Origin of the sequence: Longimicrobium sp., assembly GCF_036280135.1 — a bacterium.
In the GTDB taxonomy this organism is placed as follows: Bacteria; Gemmatimonadota; Gemmatimonadetes; order Longimicrobiales; family Longimicrobiaceae; genus Longimicrobium.
This window is the reverse complement of record NZ_DASURI010000880.1, coordinates 1-22,914: the sequence shown is the minus strand read 5'-3', so window position 1 is coordinate 22,914 and position 22,914 is coordinate 1. Positions and strand designations below refer to the sequence as shown.

15 protein-coding genes are annotated in these 22,914 nt (G+C 71.2%); 6 read left to right on the top strand and 9 right to left on the bottom strand.

Translation table 11 applies throughout. The features are described from left to right. Nucleotides 1-251: 251 nt before the first annotated feature. The 6 genes from glgX to VFZ20_RS28410 all read right to left on the bottom strand — a co-directional run bounded on the left by glgX (nucleotide 252) and on the right by VFZ20_RS28410 (nucleotide 9,059). Nucleotides 252-2,417: a glycogen debranching protein GlgX gene (gene glgX, locus VFZ20_RS28435; protein ID WP_329687350.1), complete on the bottom strand. Its 2,166-nt coding sequence runs from the start codon at nucleotides 2,415-2,417 to the stop codon at nucleotides 252-254. Between the two features lie 181 nt (nucleotides 2,418-2,598). Beyond that, nucleotides 2,599-2,805 carry a hypothetical protein gene (locus VFZ20_RS28430; RefSeq protein ID WP_329687349.1) on the bottom strand — a complete coding sequence of 69 codons (207 nt, stop codon included), beginning with the start codon at nucleotides 2,803-2,805 and terminating at the stop codon, nucleotides 2,599-2,601. A gap of 263 nt (nucleotides 2,806-3,068) precedes the next feature. Then, on the bottom strand, nucleotides 3,069-3,740 hold the full coding sequence (locus tag VFZ20_RS28425; protein ID WP_414682956.1) for a thymidine kinase: 672 nt from the start codon (nucleotides 3,738-3,740) through the stop codon (nucleotides 3,069-3,071). 328 nt (nucleotides 3,741-4,068) lie between these two features. Beyond that, entirely contained in the window at nucleotides 4,069-7,104 is a 3,036-nt protein-coding gene (locus VFZ20_RS28420; protein WP_329687347.1) for a PAS domain-containing protein, read from the bottom strand. Between the two features lie 219 nt (nucleotides 7,105-7,323). Continuing rightward, nucleotides 7,324-7,758 (bottom strand): NYN domain-containing protein, encoded by a 435-nt coding sequence (locus VFZ20_RS28415; protein ID WP_329687346.1) that lies wholly within the window; start codon nucleotides 7,756-7,758, stop codon nucleotides 7,324-7,326. Nucleotides 7,759-8,306: 548 nt separating this feature from the next. After that, the gene (locus tag VFZ20_RS28410; protein WP_329687345.1) at nucleotides 8,307-9,059 is read right to left on the bottom strand and encodes an alpha/beta hydrolase; all 753 of its coding nucleotides are present in this window, start codon (nucleotides 9,057-9,059) and stop codon (nucleotides 8,307-8,309) included. 630 nt (nucleotides 9,060-9,689) lie between these two features. Here VFZ20_RS28410 and VFZ20_RS28405 point away from each other — a divergent pair. The 6 genes from VFZ20_RS28405 to VFZ20_RS28380 all read left to right on the top strand — a co-directional run bounded on the left by VFZ20_RS28405 (nucleotide 9,690) and on the right by VFZ20_RS28380 (nucleotide 17,524). Next, nucleotides 9,690-10,151 (top strand): hypothetical protein, encoded by a 462-nt coding sequence (locus tag VFZ20_RS28405; protein WP_329687344.1) that lies wholly within the window; start codon nucleotides 9,690-9,692, stop codon nucleotides 10,149-10,151. Next, nucleotides 10,148-12,145 (top strand): S9 family peptidase, encoded by a 1,998-nt coding sequence (locus tag VFZ20_RS28400; RefSeq protein ID WP_329687343.1) that lies wholly within the window; start codon nucleotides 10,148-10,150, stop codon nucleotides 12,143-12,145. Before VFZ20_RS28405 ends, VFZ20_RS28400 begins: the two co-directional genes overlap by 4 nt. A gap of 643 nt (nucleotides 12,146-12,788) precedes the next feature. Further along, nucleotides 12,789-14,252, top strand: coding sequence for a M20/M25/M40 family metallo-hydrolase (locus tag VFZ20_RS28395; RefSeq protein ID WP_329687342.1), 1,464 nt, complete (start codon nucleotides 12,789-12,791; stop codon nucleotides 14,250-14,252). Nucleotides 14,253-14,463: 211 nt separating this feature from the next. Then, on the top strand, nucleotides 14,464-14,958 hold the full coding sequence (locus VFZ20_RS28390) for an outer membrane beta-barrel protein (protein WP_329687341.1): 495 nt from the start codon (nucleotides 14,464-14,466) through the stop codon (nucleotides 14,956-14,958). Nucleotides 14,959-15,305: 347 nt separating this feature from the next. Further along, nucleotides 15,306-16,541, top strand: coding sequence for an MFS transporter (locus VFZ20_RS28385; RefSeq protein ID WP_329687340.1), 1,236 nt, complete (start codon nucleotides 15,306-15,308; stop codon nucleotides 16,539-16,541). Nucleotides 16,542-16,882: 341 nt separating this feature from the next. Then, nucleotides 16,883-17,524: a hypothetical protein gene (locus VFZ20_RS28380; RefSeq protein ID WP_329687339.1), complete on the top strand. Its 642-nt coding sequence runs from the start codon at nucleotides 16,883-16,885 to the stop codon at nucleotides 17,522-17,524. A gap of 438 nt (nucleotides 17,525-17,962) precedes the next feature. On the opposite strand, the gene VFZ20_RS28375 is transcribed toward VFZ20_RS28380, so the two are convergent. The 3 genes from VFZ20_RS28375 to VFZ20_RS28365 form a co-directional block, all read right to left on the bottom strand. Next, entirely contained in the window at nucleotides 17,963-19,321 is a 1,359-nt protein-coding gene (locus tag VFZ20_RS28375) for a GH1 family beta-glucosidase (RefSeq protein ID WP_329687338.1), read from the bottom strand. A 156-nt stretch (nucleotides 19,322-19,477) separates the two neighbouring features. Beyond that, the gene (locus VFZ20_RS28370) at nucleotides 19,478-20,602 is read right to left on the bottom strand and encodes a sn-glycerol-3-phosphate ABC transporter ATP-binding protein UgpC (RefSeq protein WP_329687337.1); all 1,125 of its coding nucleotides are present in this window, start codon (nucleotides 20,600-20,602) and stop codon (nucleotides 19,478-19,480) included. A gap of 410 nt (nucleotides 20,603-21,012) precedes the next feature. Further along, nucleotides 21,013-22,914 (bottom strand): GH36-type glycosyl hydrolase domain-containing protein (locus VFZ20_RS28365; protein WP_414682955.1); only part of this gene is annotated, 1,902 nt, incomplete at its 5' end.

Here is a 22,914-nt window from a genome sequence, read left to right as displayed (position 1 = left end):
GCGCGGCGCTCCCTCAGGATGACGCTCCTGGGTTCCATCGAAAGGCAGGTGTGGCAACACACTCCGAGCAGGATCCCGCGGATGCAGGATCCTGGGCGCCGACCGAAGGATCTCGCCCGCCGTGCACGGAGTCAGCGTGTTGGCTGAGTCCGTGCCACCCAGGGCAGATCCTTCGGTCGCGCCCGGAGCCCGGTGAACGGGCCCGGTCTGCGCGGGCGCTCCCTCAGGAAATTAAATCAACTCGACGCGGGTCAGCCCGTCTGCCCGGACGATGCATTGTCGGCCGGGATGCGGCGCAGCACGAGCAGCGAGCGGCCGGGAAGCGGCAGGGCGGCGCCCGTCTCGTGCACGTCCGGCGCCTGCTCGGCGGCGGAGCGGGCCGTGTCCAGCGACACTTCCCATCGCGCGGGCTGCGGCGTTCGGGGCAGCACGAACTCCACCGTGTCTTCGGCCGCGTTGAAGAGGAGCAGGAAGCTGTCGTCGGTGACGCGGTTGCCCTCGTCGTCCCACTCCATCAGGGCGTCGCCGCCCAGCAGCATGCCGAAGCTGCGGACGAAGTTCGTCCCCCAGTCCTCGTCGTCCATCTCCTCGCCGTCGGGACGCAGCCACTTGACGTCCTCCAGCTCGGAGCCGCGGATCTTGCTCCCCTGGAAAAACTTGCGCCGGCGAAAGATGGGATGCTCCCGGCGCAGCTTTGCCACCAGGCGCGTGAACTCCAGCAGGTCCTGGTCCTTGTCCTCCAGCTCCCAGTCCACCCAGGAGATCTCGTTGTCCTGGCAGTACGCGTTGTTGTTGCCCCCCTGCGTGCGGCCCATCTCGTCGCCGCCCACGATCATGGGCACGCCCTGCGACAGCAGCAGCGTCGCCAGGAAGTTGCGCTTCTGCTTTTCGCGCTGGTGGACGATGGCGGGATCGTCCGTGGGGCCCTCGACGCCGAAGTTGAGCGACCGGTTGTGCGACTCGCCGTCGCGGTTTTCCTCGCCGTTTTCCTCGTTGTGCTTTTCGTTGTAGCTCACGAGGTCGTTGAGCGTGAACCCGTCGTGCGCCGTGACGAAGTTGATGCTGGCGTACGCGTGCCGGCCGTCGTCCCGATAGAGATCGCTCGATCCCGTCAGGCGGTAGGCCAGCTCGTCCACCGTGCCCTCGTCGCTGCGCCAGTAGCTGCGGACGGTGTCGCGGTACTTGCCGTTCCACTCCGTCCACAGGACGGGGAAGTTGCCCACCATGTAGCCGCCCAGGCCAATGTCCCACGGCTCGGCGATGAGCTTGACCTCGCTGAGCACGGGGTCCTGGTGGATGACGTCGAAGAACGACGACAGCCGGTCCGGGCCGTGCTCCTCGCGCGCCAGGGTGGAGGCCAGGTCGAACCGAAAGCCGTCCACGTGCATCTCCTGCACCCAGTAGCGCAGGGAATCGTTCACCAGCTTGAGCACCTGGGGGTTGCCGGCGTTGAGCGAGTTGCCCGTCCCCGTGAAGTCCATGTAGAAACGGGGATCGTCGCCCACCAGGTGGTAGTAGGTGGTGTTGTCGATGCCCTTGAACGACAGGGTGGGCCCCAGGTGGTTGCCCTCGGCCGTGTGGTTGTAGACCACGTCGAGGATGACCTCGATGCCGGCGCGGTGCAGCGCCTTGACCATGTCGCGAAACTCGCGCACCTGGCCGCCCCGGTCACCGCTGCCGCTGTAGCGCGCGTCGGGCGAGAAGTAGTTGAGGGTGTTGTACCCCCAGTAGTTCGCCAGCCCCTTTTCCAGCAGGTAGTTGTCGTCCACGAAGTCGTGCACCGGCAGCAGCTCCAGCGCCGTGACGCCGATGGACTGCAAGTGCTGGATGACGGCCGGGTGCGCCACGCCGGCGTAGGTGCCGCGCAGCTCCTCGGGCACGTCGGGGTGCTGCATGGTGAGCCCCTTGACGTGCGCCTCGTAGATGACCGTGCGGTGCCAGGGCGTGCGCAGGGGGCGGTCGCCCTCCCAGTCGTACGTGTTGTCCACGACGACGCCCTTGGGAATGCCGGCCGCGCTGTCGCCCTCGTCACGTCCGCCCAGGTCGCCGTCCGGGTTGCCCAGCGGGTAGCCGAAGACGGGCTGCGTCCAGTCCACCTTGCCGGCGACGGCCCGGGCGTACGGGTCCAGCAGCACCTTGAACGGGTTGAAGCGCAGGCCGTTCCGCGGCTCGTACGGGCCGTCGACGCGAAAGCCGTACAGCTGCCCGGGCTTGAGGCCGCGGACGTAGCCGTGCCACACGTGCGCCGTCACCTCGCGCAGCCGGGCCCGCGCCGTTTCCACGGTGGGGTCGTCCGCGTCGAACAGGCACACTTCCACGGCCGTGGCGTTCTGTGAATACACGGCGAAGTTCACGCCCTCGCCGTCCCATGTAGCCCCCAGCGGGGAGCGTCTCCCCGGCAGCACCTCGATCTCCAACCGCGCCTCGCTTTGACTGATGCCTGATTGATCCGATGACCCGGCCGGCGTCGGGGCAAGGCTGGTGCCGTTGTTTTTTCACGCAGAGGGAGCAGAGGCAGCAGAGTACCCCGGTCTCAGCACGGGATGGTGTACTCTGCTGCCTCTGCTTCCTCTGCGTGAGAAAATCTGTTGCCGTTCCTTACGCGATGCGCTTGGAGATGCGGGCGCGGACGCTGGGGACGGGCTCGCCGTCCGCCGCGGGGGGCGACTCACTGACGTCCAGGCGCACGCTCAGGCCGGCCTCGGTGGCGGCGCGGATGGCGGCGTTGAGCGCGGTGGCGGAATCCACCACGGCGTCGGCCAGCGGCTTGATGCGGGCGATGGTCCCGCCCAGGTCGTCGGACATCTGCGATCCGCCTCCGTGGTTTAATGGGCCGATACGTGCGTGACCGGGGCGGCTGCACGATGCACGCCGGAAAGGAGGAACTGCGGGGGACAGGTTACAAGAGACAGCCGGCAACAGCGTGGGACATCCGCCGATCCCGACGTACGTCGATTCCGCCGTGTCTCCCGGCTGTACAACGAAAGACGCGGAGCGCGAGAGAATCTCTCCGCGGCTCCGCGTCTCCTGCGTGAGCAAGCTTTTATCCGTCCGGCCGGCTCGAACGATCAGGCGCGGCGCTTGAGATTCTCGTGGGTGAGCACCACCGGGTCCGGGGGCGTGCTGCCCAGCAGGTCCAGCAGCGACGTCTGGTAGCGCTGGTCGCTGGGCACCTCGTGACAGCGGCGGCAGCGCGCCTCGTACGCCTCGCTGCCGCCCACCTGGATCTGCGGGCCCTCGTACGGCGCCGGCTCGCCATCCACCAGCCGCTGGTTGCGCGTGGCCGGGTTGCCGCACACCACGCAGATGGCGTGCAGCTTGTCCACCGTCTCCGCCACCGTGAGCACGCGCGGCATGGGCCCGAACGGCTCGCCGCGAAAGTCCATGTCGATGCCGGCCACGATCACCCGCACGCCGTTGTCGGCCAGCAGGGTCATCACGTCCACGATGCCCTCGTCCAGGAACTGCACCTCGTCGATGGCCACCACCTGCGTGTACGGGTGCACGTGCTCGGCCACCTCGGTGGACGAGCGCACGGGCACGGCCTCCACGCCGCTGCCGTCATGCGAGCTGATGGTGCGCACGCCGGCGTAGCGGTCGTCCAGCGCGCTCTTGAACACCTGCACCCGCCGCTGGGCGATGAGCGCGCGGCGCACGCGGCGGATGAGCTCCTCGCTCTTGCCGCTGAACATCACCCCGGTGATGACCTCGATCCAGCCCCGGCCGTCGCCGTGGTACAGCGCGATGTCTCTCAAGTGAATGCTGCGTTGGAACCTGCGGATGGGTGGGAGGGCGCGGGCGCGCCGAAGGCCTGCAACTTACCCCGCCGTCCGATGGCTGACAAGCCGCCCCGCACCCGCTCTCCGTCCACGTCCGCGATGCCCGTCCGGCCCCACCCGTCGTGGTTTCCACGCCCGCGGGTTGGACCGTGCGAAAACGGCGAGCCGGCCCTTGCGCGGGAGCCGGCTTGACGCTTCGCGGGCAAGATCCTTCGTCGCCGCCATGGCTCGCGGGTCGGGCGGAATCGCGCGGCGGCTCCTCAGGATGACGCCTCACCCGGATTACACATCAACCGCCGTTACCGGACGGGGACGGGGCGTGGAGGGGAAGGCGGACGCGGAAGGTGCTGCCCTCGCCGGGCTTGCTGGTGAGGTGGATGCCGCCGCCCAGCAGCTCCGCCAGCTGCCGGGTCACGGGCAGGCCCAGCCCCGTGCCGCTCACCCGCGCGTGCATCTCCGTCTCCGCCTGCCAGAACGGCTCGAACACCTTCTGCAGGTCCTCGGGCGCGATGCCGATGCCCGTGTCGCGCACCTCCAGGCACACCTCGTCGCCGCGCAGCTCGGCGCGGAACGCCACCTCGCCCTGCGCCGTGAACTTGACGGCGTTGCCCAGCAGGTTCAGCAGGATCTGCCGCACCTTGCGCGGGTCCGTGTGCAGGGTGACGGGCTCCGCGGGCACGTCCATGCGGAACGCCAGCCCCTTGCCGCCCGCCAGCGGCTCGATGATGGCGCACACCTCGTCCGCCAGCGTGCGCAGCTGCACGGGCTCCACGCCGATGCGCTCGCGCCCCGCCTCCACCCGCGAAAAGGTGAGGATCTCCTCGATGAGCTGCAGCAGGTGCCGCGCGGACAGGCGGATTCGCTCCACCTGCGCCGCCGACGCGCCGGGGATGGGCTCCGGCACGCCCATCAGCAGCAGGTCCGCGTAGCCGATCATGGCGTTGAGCGGCGTGCGCAGCTCGTGGCTCATCGTCGCCAAAAAGCCGCTCTTGATGCGGTTGGCCTCCAGTGCCTGCTCGTACAGCCGCGCGTTCTCGATGGCCACGGCGCCCATCTGCGCCAGCTGCACCAGCACGGCCTCGTCCTGCTCCGTGAAGTCGCCGGCGTAGCGGTCGGAGAGCTGCATCAGGCCCAGGTTGTGGCCTTCCGCGCTCACCAGCGGCGCCGCCAGCCACCCGCGCATGGGTGGATGCACGGCCGCGTCGGGCCCGAAGCCGTGCCAGCGGGGGTGCCGCTCCAGCTCCGACTGGGTCATCCGCGCGGGGCGGTTGGTCTCGCACACCATGGCGTAGATGCCGGCCCCGGACGGCGCGCCCTCGTAGCCGCCCCACGCCGCGTACTTGTCGGACAGGCTCACCGTGTTGATGGACTGCGCCCACTCGCGGTCCGCCGTCATGCTGGTGACGGCCTGGTGCGCGCCGATGATCTCGCGCGCCTGCTCCGTGAGGATACGCAGGGCGTCGCCCAGGGACGGCGCGGCGTGCACGGCCAGGCCGGCGCGGGCCAGGGCCTCCACCTGCTGCCGGGCGCGCACCTGCGCCGTCGTCTCCACGGCGTGGACGAGGATGTCGCGCGTGCCGTCCTCGCGCGGGGCCAGGGGCAGCCACACGAGGTTCCAGTACGTGTCCTCCCTCACCCCGCTTCCCCACCGCTCCAGGGGCACGCGCACCTCGGGGTCGGCGAACGGCTCGCCCGTCTCGTACGCCCGGTCCAGCGCCTGGTACAGCCCCGTATCGGCGAACTCGGGGAACACCTCGTGAAAGGTGCGGCCCACGGCGTCGGGCTTGCCCACGGACGTTTCCCACGTGGGGTTCACGAGTGTCACGCGGTGCTCGGGGCCCGAGTACAGCGCCATGACGGCCGGCGCGCTCTCGAACACCTCGCGCAGCAGCCGGCGCTCCTCGCCCACCTGCCGCAGCAGGGCCTCGCGCTCCTCGCGGGCGCGGACGGCGTCGTCGATGTCGTCGATCACCACCAGCGCGGCCTTGACGTGGCCGGCGGCGTCCAGGATGGGCGCGCCCGTAATGCGCACCCAGGCCAGGGTGCCGTCGCCGCGGCGGTACAGGTAGTCGTCCGGGCCCGCGCGGCGGCCCGTGGCCAGCACGCGGGCCAGGGGGTACTCGTGCCCCTCCACCTGCCGCCCGTCGGGGTGGTACGCCGTCCAGTCGCGGTACGCGTCCACGGACGCGGAGGGGAGCACGGGATGGCGAAAGATCTCCTCCGTGCGCCGGTTGCCCGCGACGATGCGTCCGCCCGGCGCCTGGGCGATGACGATGCCCACCGGCGCGTGGGCGATCACGGCGGCCAGGCGGGCCCGCTCGGCGTCCAGCTCCAGGTTGGCCGTCTGCAGCTCGTCGTTGGCCACCTCCAGCTCCACCTGTGCCTCTTCCAGCTGCGCGGCCTGGGCCTGCATCTCGTCCGCCTGGGCCTCCAGCTCCAGCGCCTGCTCCTCGGCCATCCGCCGCGCCTCCACCAGCTCCGTCACGTCCGCCCCGTGGACCAGGATGCCCTCCACGCGGCCGTCCGCCCCCGCCAGGGGCTGGTAGACGAAGTTGACGAAGCGCTCCTCCCGCGGGGCGCCGGGCGCGCGCTGCAGCTGGACGGGCATCTCCGTCCCCGCGAACGGCTCGCCCGTGCGGTACACCCCGTCCAGCAGGTCGATGAACCCCTGCTCCACCACCTCGGGCAGGGCTTCGCGCACGGGTCGGCCCACCACGTCGCGGTGGCCCACGAGCTGGACGTACGGCGGGTTGGCCATCTCGAACACGTGGTCCGGCCCCCGCAGCGTGGCGATGAACGCCGGCGCCTGCTGAAATACCGTGGCCAGCCGGGCGCGCTCCACCTGCAGCTCGCGCAGCAGCCGCTCCCGCTCGCGGCGGGCGTCCAGCTCGCCCGTGAGGTCGCGCACCTCGATGATGGTGCCCACGGTGCGGCCCCCGTCGCGAATGGGGCTGGCCGTGAACGCCACGGGGTAGAAGTGCCCGTCCCGGTGAACGAACACCTCCTCGCCCTGCTCGCGCATCTCCTGGGGAAACGCCTGGTCGATGGGGCACTCCTCCAGGGGATAGGGCGTGCCGTCGGGGCGGGTGTGGTGGATGACGTCGTGCAGGGCGCGGCCGCGCACCTCGTCCAGCGCGTAGCCCGTGAGCCGTTCCGCCGCCGCGTTCATGTACGTGCACTGCTGCCACTCGTCCATGATGAACAGGGCGAGCGTGGCGTTGTTGCCGATGGCCTCCAGCAGGCGCCGGTAGCGGTCGGCACCCGCGGACGGATCTCGGCCCTCCTCCCCGGGCGGGGGAGACGCGTTGGGTTCAGCGGCGGACAAGGTCTGGCTCCGGCACGTTCAGGATCGTTCAGGTCCGGGCGCGCGGCCCGGGTGCACGTTCTCGGCTCGCGTCTTGTCGTCCGCCGTTCAGCGCCGGCCCGCGGACGACGCATCGGCGGCGGACGAAATCGCATCGTCCAACGGCACGAGCCGCGGGCACGGGCCCGGCGTGGGGCGCGTGCGCGGCTCGGTGCGGATCCGCGGACGGAGGGGCGGCCGTCAGCGCTTCTTGTTGCGGCGCTCGAAGACCACTTCCTCTTCCAGGATCATGTAGCGGATCATGCGCTCGCGGGCTTCGGGGAACGCTTCGGCGCGGTCGCGAAAGCGGTCGTTGCTCACGATCACGCAATCCAGCTCGCGGGCAAAGGCGAGGATGAAGTAGTCCGCGTCGGTCCCGGCGGGAGCCTGGCGGATCTTGCCTTCCTCCACGCGCCGCTCGTAGCCCTCCTTGTCGTCGATCTGGTGGCGGAGGGCCGCGTCGGCCACCACGATGGGGTCGTAGCCCTCCTCCATCAGCTTCTTGACGACGAGGACGATGTTGTGCAGCCGGGCTTCCTCGCCTTCGCTGCTGTGGGCCACGTTGCTGCCGTCCACGATGGCCCGGGGCAGCTCCTCGCCCTCGGTCGGTTCCTGTCGCTCGTCGTTCTCCGCCATGTGCCGTCCCGTCATGATGTCGCGCGTGGCCCGCCGGTGCGGGACGCCTGTTCCTAGCACACGGGGTGCCAGGGGAGTGCGGAAGTGCGGAAGTGCGGAAGTGCGGAAGTGCGGAAGTGCGGAAGTGCGGAAGTGCGGAAGTGCGGAAGTGCGGAAGTGCGGAAGTGGTTTCGCGCGACGGCGGGCGGATGTGCGGGGTGGCGGGCGCGGAGAGCGCCCCCACCGGGCTCGCGGATTCTGATCCGGTGACGGCACTCCCCCAGCCGGAGCGAATAAATTCGCCGCTGGAAAGGCACGAAGTCCGCCTGCGCGGACTGCCCTAGCGGAGGTCGGCTCGTGTGCACCAGGGCGCCCATCGAGCCGTTGAAGCCTCACGCAGTTTGTGAGGCTTTCCGCGGTCGTTGCGGCGGCTTCAGCCGCCCCGGCCCGATGGCGAGCCTCACCGGATCGTATCCGCGAGCGGTATCATCCGCCGGGGCTGGATGCCCGTCCTGCGCACGGTCCCCGCCCCCACGCGGACCCACTTCCGCACTCACGCACTAACGCACTCACGCACTTTTCGCCAAGCGGGCCTTGAGCCACTGCGCGGCGTAGTCGATGGCGGGGGGCGGAAGGATGTGGCCGGCGTTCCACCACTTGAGCTCCTTGGGCTCGCCGGCCGCATCGAACAGGCGCTGGGCCTGGTCCGGGGTGATGGTGCGGTCGCCGGTGCCGTTCACCATCAGCAGGGGGCGGCCTCGCAGCTTGCGGACGGCGCGGACCGGATCCGCCACGGCCCGCGCCACCGTGCTCAGCGGCGTGCCCGCGGGCAGATCGCCGCCGGCGGCCAGGGCCACGGCACGCACGGCGGGATCGTCCGCGGCAGCCATCACGGCCAGGAACGAGCCCAGCGAGTAGCCCGCGATGGCCGTGCACCCCGCGTCGATCTCCGGCCGCGCGCGCAGGTAGCCCAGGGCCAGGCGGCACTCCTTGAGCGCGCCGCGCCACAGCCCCACGAGGGCCAGCGGGTTGCGGGCGGCCTGCGCCTGCAGCGGGTCGGCGCGGGTGCCGTGCAGCGGCAGGTCGATGGACAGGCTGGCGATGCCGTGCCGCAGCAGCGACCCGCCCACGCCCTCGGCCACGTGCTCCTTGCGCGACGAGTAGCCGTGCAGCAGCAGCACGCCCGGCGCGGGGTTGGGCTCGCGCGGCAGGAGGAGGATGGCGGGCACGGCCTCGCCGCCCGCGCGGAACTCCAGCACGATGCGCCGCCCCGCGGGCACCGCTTGGTCCGAATGCGTCGTCTGATGGATGCGCGTCTTCATGCCCCGCTGGCGGGCAAGATCGCTGCCGCCGCGCCCTCAGCCGTATCCGCTTGCATCAGATGCGCTTGGGCCGATGCGGAACAGCCGGACGCAGGAGGTCGAGCATCGGTCGGATGGGTCCGGCATCGAGCCCCGGCGATTGAAATCGCGGCACCGAAAACGTGATGTCGGCCTTCGCCGACAGCTCCTGCCGCGCGCATCGTGCGTGCACCGAGGCAACCCTCGAGCGAATGGGCTCACGCAGGCCCGCCGTTCTCCCCTCTCCGCGAGGAACGAGCGGGGAGGGGCCGGGGGAGGGGCGGGCTGCTGCCGGCGCGGACTGTCCATCACCACGCGCAGTTTCCACCTCTCCCCGCGAAGCGGGGGAGGTCGCGAGCGATCGAGCGGGTGGGGCCCCTCCGCGGGCCGGCAGACAGCCCGCCGGAGTGCGGGATTCGTGATCACCTTCCCCCACGCCGTTTGTGGGGGAAGGCAGGGATGGGGGGCGCCCCGCCCCGCCGCGCTCCATCCTCCCATCGCAGATCTCGCCGCCCCGCCCCCGCCCCACACCCGCAGAAACGATTGCCGCCCCGCCGGGTACCCGGCTATTCTCATCACCCCAATGCCGTTCGCGACCACGCACCGACCATCATGCGTCCGCAACTCAAGTTCGCCGCCGCGCTCGCGCTCCTGGCCGCCTGCGGCGAGGGCCCGCTGGACCCCGGCGCGTTCACGCTCCGGGGCCAGTGGATTGGCCGGGGTTTTCCGTACGAGCTGGCCCTGAACCTGGACCAGGACGGCGCCAACCGCGTGGACGGCGACGGCGAGATCCGCTCGCTGCGGCAGCGGCTGGAGACCGACACCATCAGCCTGGACCCGCTCGTCACCGACACCGTGCTCCTCGACACGGTGATCGTGGACCGCGTGGCCGTGGAGGTGCTGGGCGACTGGGACTACCCGGACTTCGTGCTCACCCTGCGCGCCGCCGACTACGCCGACGCGCAGTACGAGGGCCGGTTCGGCGGCACGTCGCCGGATTCCATCGGCGGCACGCTGCGGGGCTCCGGCTTTCCCGACGTCTCCATCCCCCTCGTCCGCGTGCTGACTCCGTGACCACCAGCATCCCCGTGCGGCTCGGCATCCCGTTGTTCGCGGCGGCCCTCCTCGCGCTTCCCGCCGCCGCGCAGGACACCATTCCCACGCCGGCGCCCGTGGACGTGCCGCAGATGGAGCCCGCGGCACTCTCCCTGGCCGGCAGCGACTGCCAGGGCGTGGCGCGGTACCTGAACGTGGGCAGCGTCTCCGGCGCGCAGCTTTCGCCCGACGGGCGGCAGATGCTGTACCTGACGGCCACGTCCGGCATGCCGCAGGTGTGGGTGGCGCCCGTCCTTTCCTCCGGCCCCGGGATGCCGCGGCAGATCACCTTTGGCGCCAACCGCGTGCAGTTCGCCCGGTGGAGCCCGGACGGGCGGTGGATCGCGTACGGCACGGACCGCGGCGGCAACGAGCGCACGCAGATCTTTCTCCTCTCGCCGGACGGCACGCGGGAACGGGAGCTGACGCCGGCGGACGATTTCTTTCGCCTGTTCAGCGGATGGTCGCCGCGCGGGTCGCGCATCGCGTACGTGAGCAACGAGCGCAACGGCCGCGACTTCGACCTCTACCTGCTGGACGTGGACCCCGACGGCCGCCCCGCCGCGCCGCGGATGGTCATGCAGGGCGCCGGCAACCTGAGCGTGGAGGCGTGGCGCCCCGACGGCGAGGCCGTGGTGCTGAGCCAGGGCCGCGGCGAGGCGGACAACGACCTGTTCCTGCTGGACCTGCGGACGCAGAAGCTCGATACGCTCTTTGTCCCCCGGCAGATGAGCAGCTACCAGGGCGTGCAGTGGACGCCCGACGGCGAGGGCTTCTTCGTGGCGACGAACCACGAGCGCGACTTCGCGGGCTTGGCGCACGTGCACGTGGCCGACCGCTCCATCCACTGGATGCGCGAGCTTCGGCGCGACGTGGAGTCCGTGGCACTCTCGCCGGACGGGCGCTACCTGGCCTACACGGTGAACGAGGACGGCTGGTCGCGGCTCATCATCCACGACCTGGAAGGCAAGCGCGACGTGCAGGTGCAGGGGGAGGTGCCCGGCGGCGTCATCGGCGCGCTGGAGTGGGCTTCGGGCGCGCCGCGGCTGCTGATCGGCGTCTCGGGCCCCGGGCTGCCGGGCGACGCGTGGGTGTACGACGCGCCGTCCAACACCGTCGTCCGGGCCACGGAGAGCACGCTGGCGGGGCTGGATCCCGCGTCGTTCGTCTCCCCCGATCCGCTGGAGTTCGCCAGCTTTGACGGCGAGGTCATCCACGGGCTCATGTACCTGCCCCGCGGGTCCGCGGGCCGGCGTCCGCCCGTGGTGATGATGCTGCACGGCGGGCCCACGGCGCAGGCGCGGCCGGACTTCGACCCCGTCACGCAGTACCTGCTGGCGCGCGGATACGCGGTGCTGGACCTCAACTTCCGCGGCAGCACGGGGTACGGGCAGCGCTTCACGCAGCTGGACAACAAGCGCCTGCGCCCCGACGCCGTGCGCGACATGCAGGCCGCCGTGGAGTACCTGCGCACGGCGCGGCAGGACGTGGACGGAAACCGCGTGGCGGCCATGGGCGGCAGCTACGGCGGATACATGACGCTCGCCGCCGTGGCGCAGCTTCCGGAGTACTTCCAGGCCGGCGTGGACTTCGTGGGCGTGGCGAACTGGATCAGCGGTCTGGAGGACGCCTCGCCGCAGCTCAAGAACAGCGACCGCATCGAGTACGGCAACATCGACGATCCGCAGGACCGCGCGTTCTTCACGCAGATCTCGCCGCTGAGCTACGCGGACCAGATCCGCAGCCCGCTGATGGTGGTCCACGGCGCCAACGACCCGCGCGTGCCCGTGGGCGAGGCGGACCAGATCGTGCGCGCCGTACGCCACCGCCGCGGCGACGTGGAGTACCTGCGCTTTCCCGACGAGGGCCACGGAATCGCCCGGCTGCAGAACCGCATCACCGCCTACCAGCGCATCGCCCGGTTCCTGGACCGCGTGCTGGGCAACGAGGGGATGGTGTGCCGGGGGCGGTGAAGGGCAGTGCGGGAGTGCGGGAGTGCGAAAGACGGGGAGAGATGGTGATCGGTGGCCGCGCTCGCATACAACGTGAGGGCGCGCACCCAGTCGGAGCGGGTGAACCCGCCGCTGGGACGGCGATAAGCCCTGTCTCGCGCCGACGCGCTCTGCGAACAGGGCTTCAACCGCCAACACGGGCCGTCACCCGGCGATGGGTGGGTATCCACCGCGGGATGGTGGCGGTGCAGTCCGCGCAGGCGGACTTCGTGCCTTTCCAGCGGCGAATTCATTCGCTCGGGAGGACGGCGGCCCGGTACGATCCCGATGCGCATCGGCGATCCGCGCGCGGACCGATCTCCGAGCGCGATCCGATCCCATGATCCGCACGGACCGGCGCGGTGCATTCGATGGCGCGGGGTCGGCCGGGGTGTACCTAGACGGCGCGCGGCAGGAGCCGTCCGCGAAGGCGGACATCACGTTTTCGGTGCCGCGAATTCATTCGCCGGGTCGCGGGGCGCGCTTCGGTGCACCTGTCCCGACCGGGCCCGCATCCTCATCTGCCCGAATCGGGATGCCGGTGGTGAGCGGTGAATTCGGGCGTGATTGAATGACAGACGGCGGACGGCCCACCCGTTCCGGAACCAGACACACTGAGGGAGCTTTGCAGATCACCAACCATCGGCTTCGCACGGCCCTGCTCGCGGCGGGGCTCCTGGCGGCCGCGCCCGCACACGCGCAGGACGCGTGGACCGTGCGCGCCGCGGCGCCGCAGGGCCTGAACCGCGCCGACGCGCAGGCCACCACCCTGCGCCACCTGCAGAACCTGATCGCCATCAACACCGAGAACCCGCCCGGCAACGAGATCCGGACGGCCATGTACTTCGACTCGGTGCTGCGGGCCGTCCCCGGCGTGGAGACGCGCATCCTCCGCGTGCCCGAGGACAGCATGCGCGCCAACTTCGTCGCGCGGCTGCGGGCCACCAACCCGCGCCAGAAGCCCGTGCTGGTGATGGGCCACATGGACGTCGTGGGCGCCGACACCACCAAGTGGCAGACGGACGCCTTTACGCCCACCATCCGCGACGGCTACCTGTACGGCCGCGGCGCCATCGACGACAAGGGCATGCTGGCCGCCACCCTCACGGCCCTGGTGCAGCTGGCCGGGCAGCGCGGCCGCCTGGACCGCGACGTCATCTTCTTCGCCACGGCCGGCGAGGAAGGCGGCCCGCTCGTGGGCGTGGACTGGGTAATCGAGCACCACCGCGACCTCATCGGCGACGCGGAGTTCGCGCTCAACGAGGGCGGCCGCATCCGCGTGGCCAACGGGCAGGTGCGCACCGTCAACATCCAGACGACGGAAAAGGTCTACTACGACGTGATCGCCACGGCCCGCGGCACGGGCGGCCACGCGTCCGTCCCCCTGCCCGACAACGCGCTGGCGGCGCTTGCCCGCGCCGTGGCCCGCGTGCACGCCTGGCAGGCGCCCGTGCGGCTGAACGAGACCACGCGGCTGTACTTTCAGCGGCTGGCCACCATCGAGGACGACGCGGCCATGAAGGCCGCCATGGAGCAGATCTCCGCCGCGGGCGCCTCGCAGGCGCAGATCGACGCGGCGGCGGCCGTCCTCTCGCGCGACCCGCTGCACAACGCGGTGCTGCGCACGGGCGCGTCGCTCACGCTGCTCAACGGCGGCTTCCGCGCGAACGTCATCCCCTCGGAAGGACGCGCCACCTTCAACGTGCGCGCCCTGCCGGACGAGGACATCCGCGCCATCGTCCGCGCCATGAACGAGGCCGACGGCGAGGAGCAGGTGGAGTTCACGCTGGACGGCGAGCCCGCGCAGGCGCCGCCCCCGTCGCCCGTGGGCACGGAGCTGTTCCAGGCGATGGAATCCGCCGCGCGGACCATGGCGCCGTCGGCCACGGTAGTGCCGTTCATGTCCACGGGCGCCACGGACGGCGCGGCGCTGCGGGCCATCGGCATCCCCACATACGGCATCCTCCCCATGCCCCTGCCGGACGAGGACGAGCTGCGGATGCACGGCGACAACGAGCGCGTCCCCGTGCCGGCCATCGGCTGGGCCACGGAGTACATCTACCGGGTGCTGCGGCAGGTGGCGACGTGATGTAGGGGAAGTGCCAAGTGCCTAGTGCCAAGTGACAAGTGCCCAGGATCGGATCAGCGGTCCTGGGCACGTGTTTCTCCGCGGTCCCGCGCTTCGTTGCAACCCTGGGGCGGCGGCGCGCATCCAAGCGGAACGCGCGGTGGCCGGCGGATTCTTCGACCGGCGGCCGGGCGATGCTGTTTGCTCACCCTGGAAGGCGAGGTGGATGGTGATGAAGACCTGGTTCAAGACCCTGCTCGTGGGCGCCGCCGTGCTGGGCGCGGCGCCCCTGGCCGCGCAGGACGTGCCGCTCTCCGTCGAGGTGCGGCTGGACGCCGGCATCCCCACGGGCGACGCCGACGACGTGCTGGACCGCGGCGTGGGCTTCGGCGCGCGGGCGCTGCTGGAGCTGGCGCCCACGTTCGCCATCTACGGCGGCTACTCGCGCATGGAGTTCGACGTGGACGAGGATCTGGGCGAAGGCGACGTGGAGGAAGACGGGTTCGAGCTGGGCGGCCGCCTCACGCTGGGCTACGGCCACGGCAGCACGCAGCCGTACCTGCTGCTGGGCGCCCTTTTCCACGAGGACGAGACGGGGCTGGAGGCCGGCTTGGGCGCGGACTACCCCGTGAGCTGGAACCTGTCCGTGACCCCCGAGGTGCGCTACCGCACCATCGAGGACCTGGACTATCTCACGCTCGGCATCGGCCTGCGCTTTCGCCCATAAGCGGAGTCTGCGCATCCTGAACGGGTGATGAGGATCCTCGCCCGCCAAGGAGCGTCGTTCCGGGCCGCCCGAGGCGCGGAGCGCGTCGGCCCACCGCGCAAAGCAGCGTCATCCTGAGGAGCCGCCGCGCAGGCTTTCGTCACGATGGAAACCATGGCGGCGACGAAGGATCTTGTGTCCGAACCACGAGGCCGGCTCCAGTGCCTGGAGCCGGCCTCGTGCCGTGGGCGCCCGATCCGCCGGGCTGATGCACATCGGTTGATTTCGCGATCGACCTTGCCGCGCATCCACCGGGGCTGTTGATTCGCGCGATCCGCATCCGCCGCGCATCCCCACCCGCCGATCCCATGACCCATCCGCCGACGTCTTCCCCGCCCGCACCGGACGCGCATCCGCACCGGTGGCGCATGCTGGTGCTGCTCGCGCTGGCGGAGCTGCTGGGGATGGCGCTGTGGTTCAGCGCCAGCGCGGTGTCGCCGCGGCTGCAGGCGCTGTGGGGCCTGTCCGAGTCGCAGTCGGGGTGGCTGACGGGCGCCGTGCAGCTGGGCTTCGTGGCCGGGACCGCCGCCGCCGCCCTGCTGAACCTGGCGGACCTCGTCCCCAACCGCGCGTACTTCGCCGTGAGCGCGCTGCTGGCGGCCGGCGCCAACGCGGCGCTTGTCGCGGCGGACGGCTACGGACCTGCGCTGGCGCTGCGATTCGCCACGGGCGTGTTCCTGGCCGGCGTGTATCCGCCCGCCATGAAGATGGTGGCCACGTGGTTCCGCTCCGCGCGCGGGCTGGCCATCGGCACCGTCGTGGGCGCGCTGACGGTGGGCAAGGCCACGCCGTACCTGCTGCGCGCGTTTCCCCAGCTGGGATGGCAGCAGGTGGTGCTCGCTGCATCCGCCGGCGCGGTGGTGGCGGCGATCCTCGTGGGGCTGGCGTACCGCGAGGGGCCGTATCCGTTCGCGCGGCGGCCGTTCGCGTGGGGGCTCATCGGCGAGGTGGCGCGCAACCGGCCCGCGCGGCTGGCCATCGCCGGCTACCTGGGCCACATGTGGGAGCTGTACGCGGCGTGGACGTTCGTCAGCGTGTTCTTCGCGGACTACTTCGCCCGGCACGGCGTGGCGGAGGCGGGCGCGGAGGCACGGGCGGGCGTCGTGGGCTTCGCGATGATCGCGGCGGGCGGCATCGGCTCGGTGCTGGCGGGGCGCTGGGCGGACCGGCTGGGCCGCGCGCGCATCACCATCGGCGCCATGTGGATCAGCGGGGCGTGCGCGCTGGTGATGGGGTGGATGCTGCGCGCGCCGGCGTGGCTGGCCGTGCTGGTCGCCCTCGTGTGGGGCGCGTCCGTGGTGGCGGATTCGGCGCAGTTCAGCGCCATCGTCACCGAGGTGGCGCCGGAGCACGCCGTGGGCACGGCGCTCACGCTGCAGACGGCGCTGGGCTTTCTCCTCACCTCGTTCTCCATCGCCGCCGTGCCCCACCTGCGCCATGCCGGCGGCTGGCCGCTCGCGTTCGGCCTCCTGGCCGTAGGCCCGGCGCTGGGCATCGCCGCCATGCGGCGGCTGGAGGCCTCGCGCCGACGTTCCTCGCTCTGACGATCGCGGCGAGCGGACTCGCCAATCCGCCCGTCGTCCGGAACGGCTGATTCGTGCCGCCGCGCCACCGGCGCGGCGGTTCGGGCATCCACCATTTATCGATACCAAAAAGACACAACGTTCTTCATTTCTTTCCATATCCTGCACGGATGTGGATCCTTTCGGCCAGAGACCGAGCGTCAACGCTGGCTCCATGATCCGCTTGCCACAGCTCAATCCAACCCTCCCAGAACCATGATGTCCCAAAAGGGTGGTACGCGCCTTGCGGCCGATTTCCTCCTGCCCTCTCCGATCCACCCTCCCCAGATCGGACACATTTCCCTGCATGCAGGAGGCACCCCATGAGGACCCATCACTCCCTCGCGCTCCTTGTTCCCCTCGCCCTGGCCGCCACGGCCTGCTCGGAGGGACCGACACCTGTCGCGCCGCCCGCGGAGCCGGCGAAGATCGCGGCGGCGGCCGTGCCCGCCTGCGTGGACTTCGAGCCGCCGCTGGCGGCCGGAACCACGTGGGGCGCGACGGTCGGACAGCCGCCGCTCACCTTTGTGCACATGGAGAACGGCATCCGCGTCTACACGGAGAAGTTCTCGCTCTTTGGCGGCGGCACGGCGTACCGCGACGCGCGCATTGGGCTGCCGCCGTTCGTGTTCTCGGCCGGGCAGGCCGCGCGGACGCTGCACATCAACCTGATCTTCGACTTTACGGGGATCGGCTTCACGCCCAGCTCGTACACGTTCGACTACTACGATCCCAACGGCAACAACGCGTACGAGAACCTCAAGATCAACGCGAGCGGCGTGTTCATCGGCGAGCTCAACGCGCCGCCGGCGTCGCTGGGCGGGTCGTTCATCAGCTTCGCGGCGGGGCCGTTCGCCGCGCCGCCCAGCGGTGACTGGGCCCGCATCAAGCTGAGCCCCGTGGTGAACCGCCTGACGGTGGGCGGCCAGGACCTGTGGATCGACCACGTCTGCGCCAACCCCTGAGCCCCTCCGGCGCGGCGGACCCGTCCGCCGCGCCACCTCGTCGCCCGATCCGGTCGGGCCGCCGGACGAACTGGATGCCGGCTACGGCAGGTACGGCCTGACGAATCACACGAACAAGGCTACGGGCGCGATCTAAGGATCTCCTTCACGGGGCAGGGACTTCGCTAATGGGTTGGGTCCTTGCCAAGGCGGGAAGATCCTTCGGGGCCGCACGCATCCGTGCACGGTCGAGTTTGCGAGGGCCCCTCAGGAAAACAACTGCTTTTCCGGATCCGGTAGTATAAAAGCACCGTAAGCGCCCGATAATCGTCCCCTATAGGGTCCGATCGGACAAGACAGGCAGTTCGGACCCTATAGGGAACTACGGGACGCGAGCAGGGCCGGCGGATGCGCTCCGGCGGCCTTGGTCCGTGCACTCGTACGATGCAGATGCGGCGATCAGCCGTCCGCGGAGCCGAGGGCGGCGCCGTGGGTGCGGATGACGTCGCCGTAGAAGCGCGCGCTGCGCTTGGGTGTGCGCGTCTGCGTCTCCAGGTCCACGTGCACCAGGCCAAAGCGCTTGGCGAACCCTGCGCTCCACTCGAAGTTGTCCAGCAGCGACCACGCGAAGTAGCCGCGCAGGTCCACGCCGCGGCGGATGGCCTCGTGCGCCGCGCGCAGGTGGTCGCGGTAGTACGCAACCCGCAGCGGATCATCCACTTCCCCGCCCCGCGCCACGGGCGGATCGTAGAACGCGGCGCCGTTCTCGGTGATGTACAGCGGCACGTCGCCGTAGCGCTCCCGCACCCACACCAGCACGTCCGTCAGCGCGGGCGGATGCACCTCCCAGCCCATCTCCGTGTGCGTGTGCCGATCCTGGCGCACCCGGCCCTCCCGCACGGGCAGGTCCGACGGATCGTCGCGGGTGACGCTGCGCGTGTAGTAGTTGATCCCCAGCCAGTCGATGGGCTCGCGCAGGTCCGCCGCCTCCGCATCCGCGTGCGCCGGCCACGCCTCGCCGAAGATCTCGCGCAGCTCGTCGGGGTAGCGGCCCAGCAGCGCGGGATCCAGGTAGTGCCGATTCATGTACGCCTCCGCGCGCGCCTGGGCGGCAACGTCCTCGGGGCGATCCGACGCGGCGTACTTGGGCTCCAGGTTCACCACGAGCCCGATGCGGTTGCGGCCGATGGAGCGATACGCGCGCACGGCGGCCGCATGGGCGCGCAGCAGGTTGTGCGACACGCGCGGCGCCTCCCACGTGCTGCGGTGCCCCGGCGCGTGCTCGCCCACCATGTAGCCGGCGTGCATCACCACCCACGGCTCGTTGAGCGTGCTCCACATCGGCACGCGATCGTCCAGCGCGCGAAAGACGGTCGTCGCGTAGTCCGTGAACCAGCCGGCGACGTCCGGATTGAGCCAGCCGCCGCGGTCGTCCAGGGCGGCGGGCAGGTCCCAGTGGTACAGCGTCGCGTTTGGAGCGATGCCGCGCTCCAGCAGCGCGTCCACCAGCCGCTCGTAAAAGTCCAGCCCCGCGCGGTTGACCCGCCCCGTGCCTTCCGGAAAGACGCGGCTCCACGAGATGCTGAAGCGGTACGCGCGCAGCCCCAGGTCCGCCATGAGCGCCACGTCGTCGGCCCAGCGGCGGTAGTGGTCGCAGGCCACGTCGCCCGTGTCGCCGTTGTGCGTCATGCGCGGCGTGTGGCTGAAGCGGTGCCAGTTGCTCACGCCCGCGCCGTCGGCCAGGGGCGAGCCCTCCACCTGGTACGCGGACGTGGCGGCGCCCCACAGGAAGCCGTCGGGGAAGCGGATGTCGGTCATCGGATGCGGATCAGGTTCTCAGCGGTGCAGCGAACATCCAGACGGCGCGCCCAAGTCCATCGCGGAAAAGGATGGATCGTGCCGGCAGCGACCCGCCCCTCCCCCGGCCCCGCCCCGCTCGTTCCTCGCGGAGAGGGGAGAACGGCATCGAGCAGATCAGCGCGCGCTCCCCGCGCCGGGTGCAAGAGACCGCTCGGTCTCGGGATCAAAGAAGTGCAGCTTGCCCAGGTCGAACGCCAGCTCCAGCGGCTCGCCGGGCGCGGGGAGCGGCTGCGGGAGCACGCGCGACGTCACGCGGTGCTCGCCGGCCCGCGCGTGGACAAAGATCTCGTTCCCCAGGGGCTCCAGCCCCTCCACGGTGAACGCGCCTGTCCCCAACGGCGCGTCGGACGGGCGGCCGCGCGGGGCGTACAGGCTCTCCGGGCGAATGCCCATCGTCACCGGCTTTCCGTCGAACGCGCGCAGCGGCTGCGTCCACGCGGGCGGAACGGCAAAGCGGAATGCATCGCCGGCCGCCACGAACGCGCCGCCCTGCATCCGCCCCTCCACGAAGTTCATGGCCGGGCTGCCGATGAAGCCGGCCACGAAGCGGTTGGCCGGGTGGTCGTACAGGTGCAGCGGCGCGCCGATCTGCTGGATGCGGCCCTCGTGCAGCACGACGATGCGGTCGCCGAGGGTCATCGCCTCCACCTGGTCGTGCGTCACGTAGACCATGGTGGCGCCCAGCCGCCGGTGCAGCGCGCTGATCTCGGCGCGCATCTGCACGCGCAGCTTGGCGTCGAGGTTGGAGAGCGGCTCGTCGAACAGGAAGACGGCGGGGTCGCGGACGATGGCGCGGCCCAGGGCCACGCGCTGGCGCTGCCCGCCGCTGAGCTGGCGCGGCTTGCGGTCCAGGATCGCATCCAGTCCCAAAACGCCCGCCGCCGCGCGCACGCGCTGCTCGATCTCCGGCCTGGGGCGCTTTTGGAGCGTGAGCGCGAATCCCAGGTTCTGCCGCACGGACATGTGCGGGTAGAGCGCGTAGCTCTGAAAGACCATGGCGATGTCGCGGTCACGCGGGGCCACGTCGTTCACGCGCCGCTCGCCGATGTGCAGGTCGCCGCCGGTGATGCTCTCCAACCCGGCGATCATCCGCAGCAGCGTGCTTTTGCCGCTGCCGGACGGCCCCACGAGCACCATGAGCTCGCCGTCCGCCACGGTGAACGTGGCGCCGTCCACGGCCACGAACTGCGTGCCCTCGCGGTACACCTTGCGGACGTTGTTCAGCTGGATGCTCGCCATCGCTTCCGTCGGGTGATGATGATTGTGAGCCGCCACCGCGCGTGCAGGCGGCGGCCGTTGTGCGGGAAGCGAATCGGGCGAGGACGGCGAGCCGTGCACCGTAGCGGAGCGTGTCTCGCCCGCGGAGGGCCCCCTCCCCCCGGCCCCCTGCCCCCGCTTCGCGGGGGAGGGGGAGAACCGCGGTCCCGTGCTCCAGCCGACTCCGCGCGCGGAACTCGCCCTGTCGCCAACCCCTCCCCCGAAGTTGGGGGAGGGGTCGACCGCCGTCGCGAGGAACGAGCGAAAAGGCGGTCGGGGGAGAGGGCCCCCCGTCGCGCAGCGACGGGATTCCGCCCTTTCCGACTCTCTCACCTCTCCGACTTTCCTCCCCTCCCGCTCCTCGCCTCCGCCCGCCGCGCCCTCTCCGCGCCCTACCCCCGCGCCGGCGTGTACACCGGCGCGAAGTCCTCGCCCAGAACCACGTCCACGCGGTGCGTGCCGCCGTCGCGGACGAGGGGGATGCGCAGCGCGCCGCCCGCAGACGCCAGCGCCCGCCCCTCCACTGAGCCGCGAATCTCCGCGCCCGCGTCGCGGGTGACGGCGATCTCGTACGTCGTCGCGCCGTCCGGGAGACGGTAGCGGACGGAGAAGCCGGGCCAGTCGCGCGGGACGCAGGGGCGCACCACCAGCGTGTCGCCGCCCTCCAGCGTGATGCCCAGCACGGACTCCAGCGCCACGCGGAACATCCATCCCGCGCTCCCCGTGTACCACGTCCACCCGCCGCGCCCCACGTGCGGCGCTACCCCGTACACGTCCGCCGCCACCACGTACGGCTCGGCCTGGTAGACGGCCACCTCCTCCGGCGTGCGCCCGTGCGACACGGGGCTGATCATGGCCAGCAGGCGCGCAGCCCGTTCGGTGCGGCCCGCCTGCGCCAGCGCGCGCACGGCCCACAGCGCCGCGTGCGTGTACTGGCCGCCGTTCTCGCGCACACCCGGCAGGTAGCCCTTGATGTAGCCGGGATCGTGCGGCGTCTTGTCGAACGCGGGCGTAAGCAGGCGGATGATGCCCTCCTCCTCCGACACCAGGTGCTCCTCCAGCGCGTCCAGCGCCCGCGCCGCGCGGTCCGCCGGGGCCACGCCGGAAAGCACCGCCCACGCCTGGGCGATGGCGTCGATGCGGCACTCGTCGTTGGCGGCCGAGCCCAGCGGCGCGCCATTGTCGTAATAGGCGCGGCGATACCATCCGCCGTCCCAACCCCGGCCCTCCTCGTTCAGCGACCAGGCGAGCTCGTCGCGATAGGCGCGGTACCGGTCCGCGCGCTCCGCCTCGCCTCGCGCCTCCACCAGCGGGATGAAGTCATCCAGGATGCCGTGGAGAAAGAAGCCCATCCACACGCTCTCGCCGCGGCCCTCGCGGCCCACGCGGTTCATCCCGTCGTTCCAGTCGCCCGTGCCCATCAGCGGCAGGCCGTGCGCGCCGCGGGTGAGGGACCGGTCGATGGATCGGCAGCAGTGCTCGTAGACCGTTCCCCGCTCGCCGGAATCCTCCGGCACCAGGAACGCCTCGTCCTCGCCCTCCTCCAGCTGCCGCGCGGTGAGGAAGGGCGCCGACTCGTCCAGCACGGCGGCGTCGCCCGTGGAGCGCAGGTAGAACGCGGTGATGTACGGCAGCCACAGCAGGTCGTCCGCGAAGCGCGTGCGGATGCCCTTGCTGAGCGGCGGATGCCACCAGTGCAGCACGTCGCCCTCCACGAACTGGTGCGACGCGTGGAGGACGATCTGCCGCCGCGTGAGGTCGGGGTCCAGGTAGACCATGGCGGACGAGTCCTGCAGCTGGTCGCGGAACCCGAACGCGCCGCCGGACTGGTAGAACGCCGTGCGCCCCCAGATGCGGCAGCTCAGGTTCTGGTACGCCAGCCAGCCGTTCACCATCAGGTCCAGCTCCGGCGACGGCGTCTGCACCTGCACGCCTGAGACGAGGTCGGCCCAAAAGCGCGTCACCTCGTCCAGCGCCGCGCCCACGGCCCCCGGCTGCCGATACGCGGCGATGAGCGACCGCGCGGTCGCTTCGTCCTCCGCCTCGCCGAGGAGGAAGGCGATCTCCGCCGTCTGACCCGGCGCGATCTCCAGCGGCACCTGCAGGGCCGCGCAGGGATCCAGCGCCGGGCCGCACTCGCCGCGCAGCCGGTCGCGCTTGCGCAGCGCCAGGGCGGACTGCGCGGAGTTGTACGCGCCCAGGTACGCCCGGCGGCTGGCCGTCCACGCCACGTCCGCGCCGGGCGCCACGGCCGCCGCGAACGCCACGCGGTGCGAGAACTCGCCGCGCCGGCG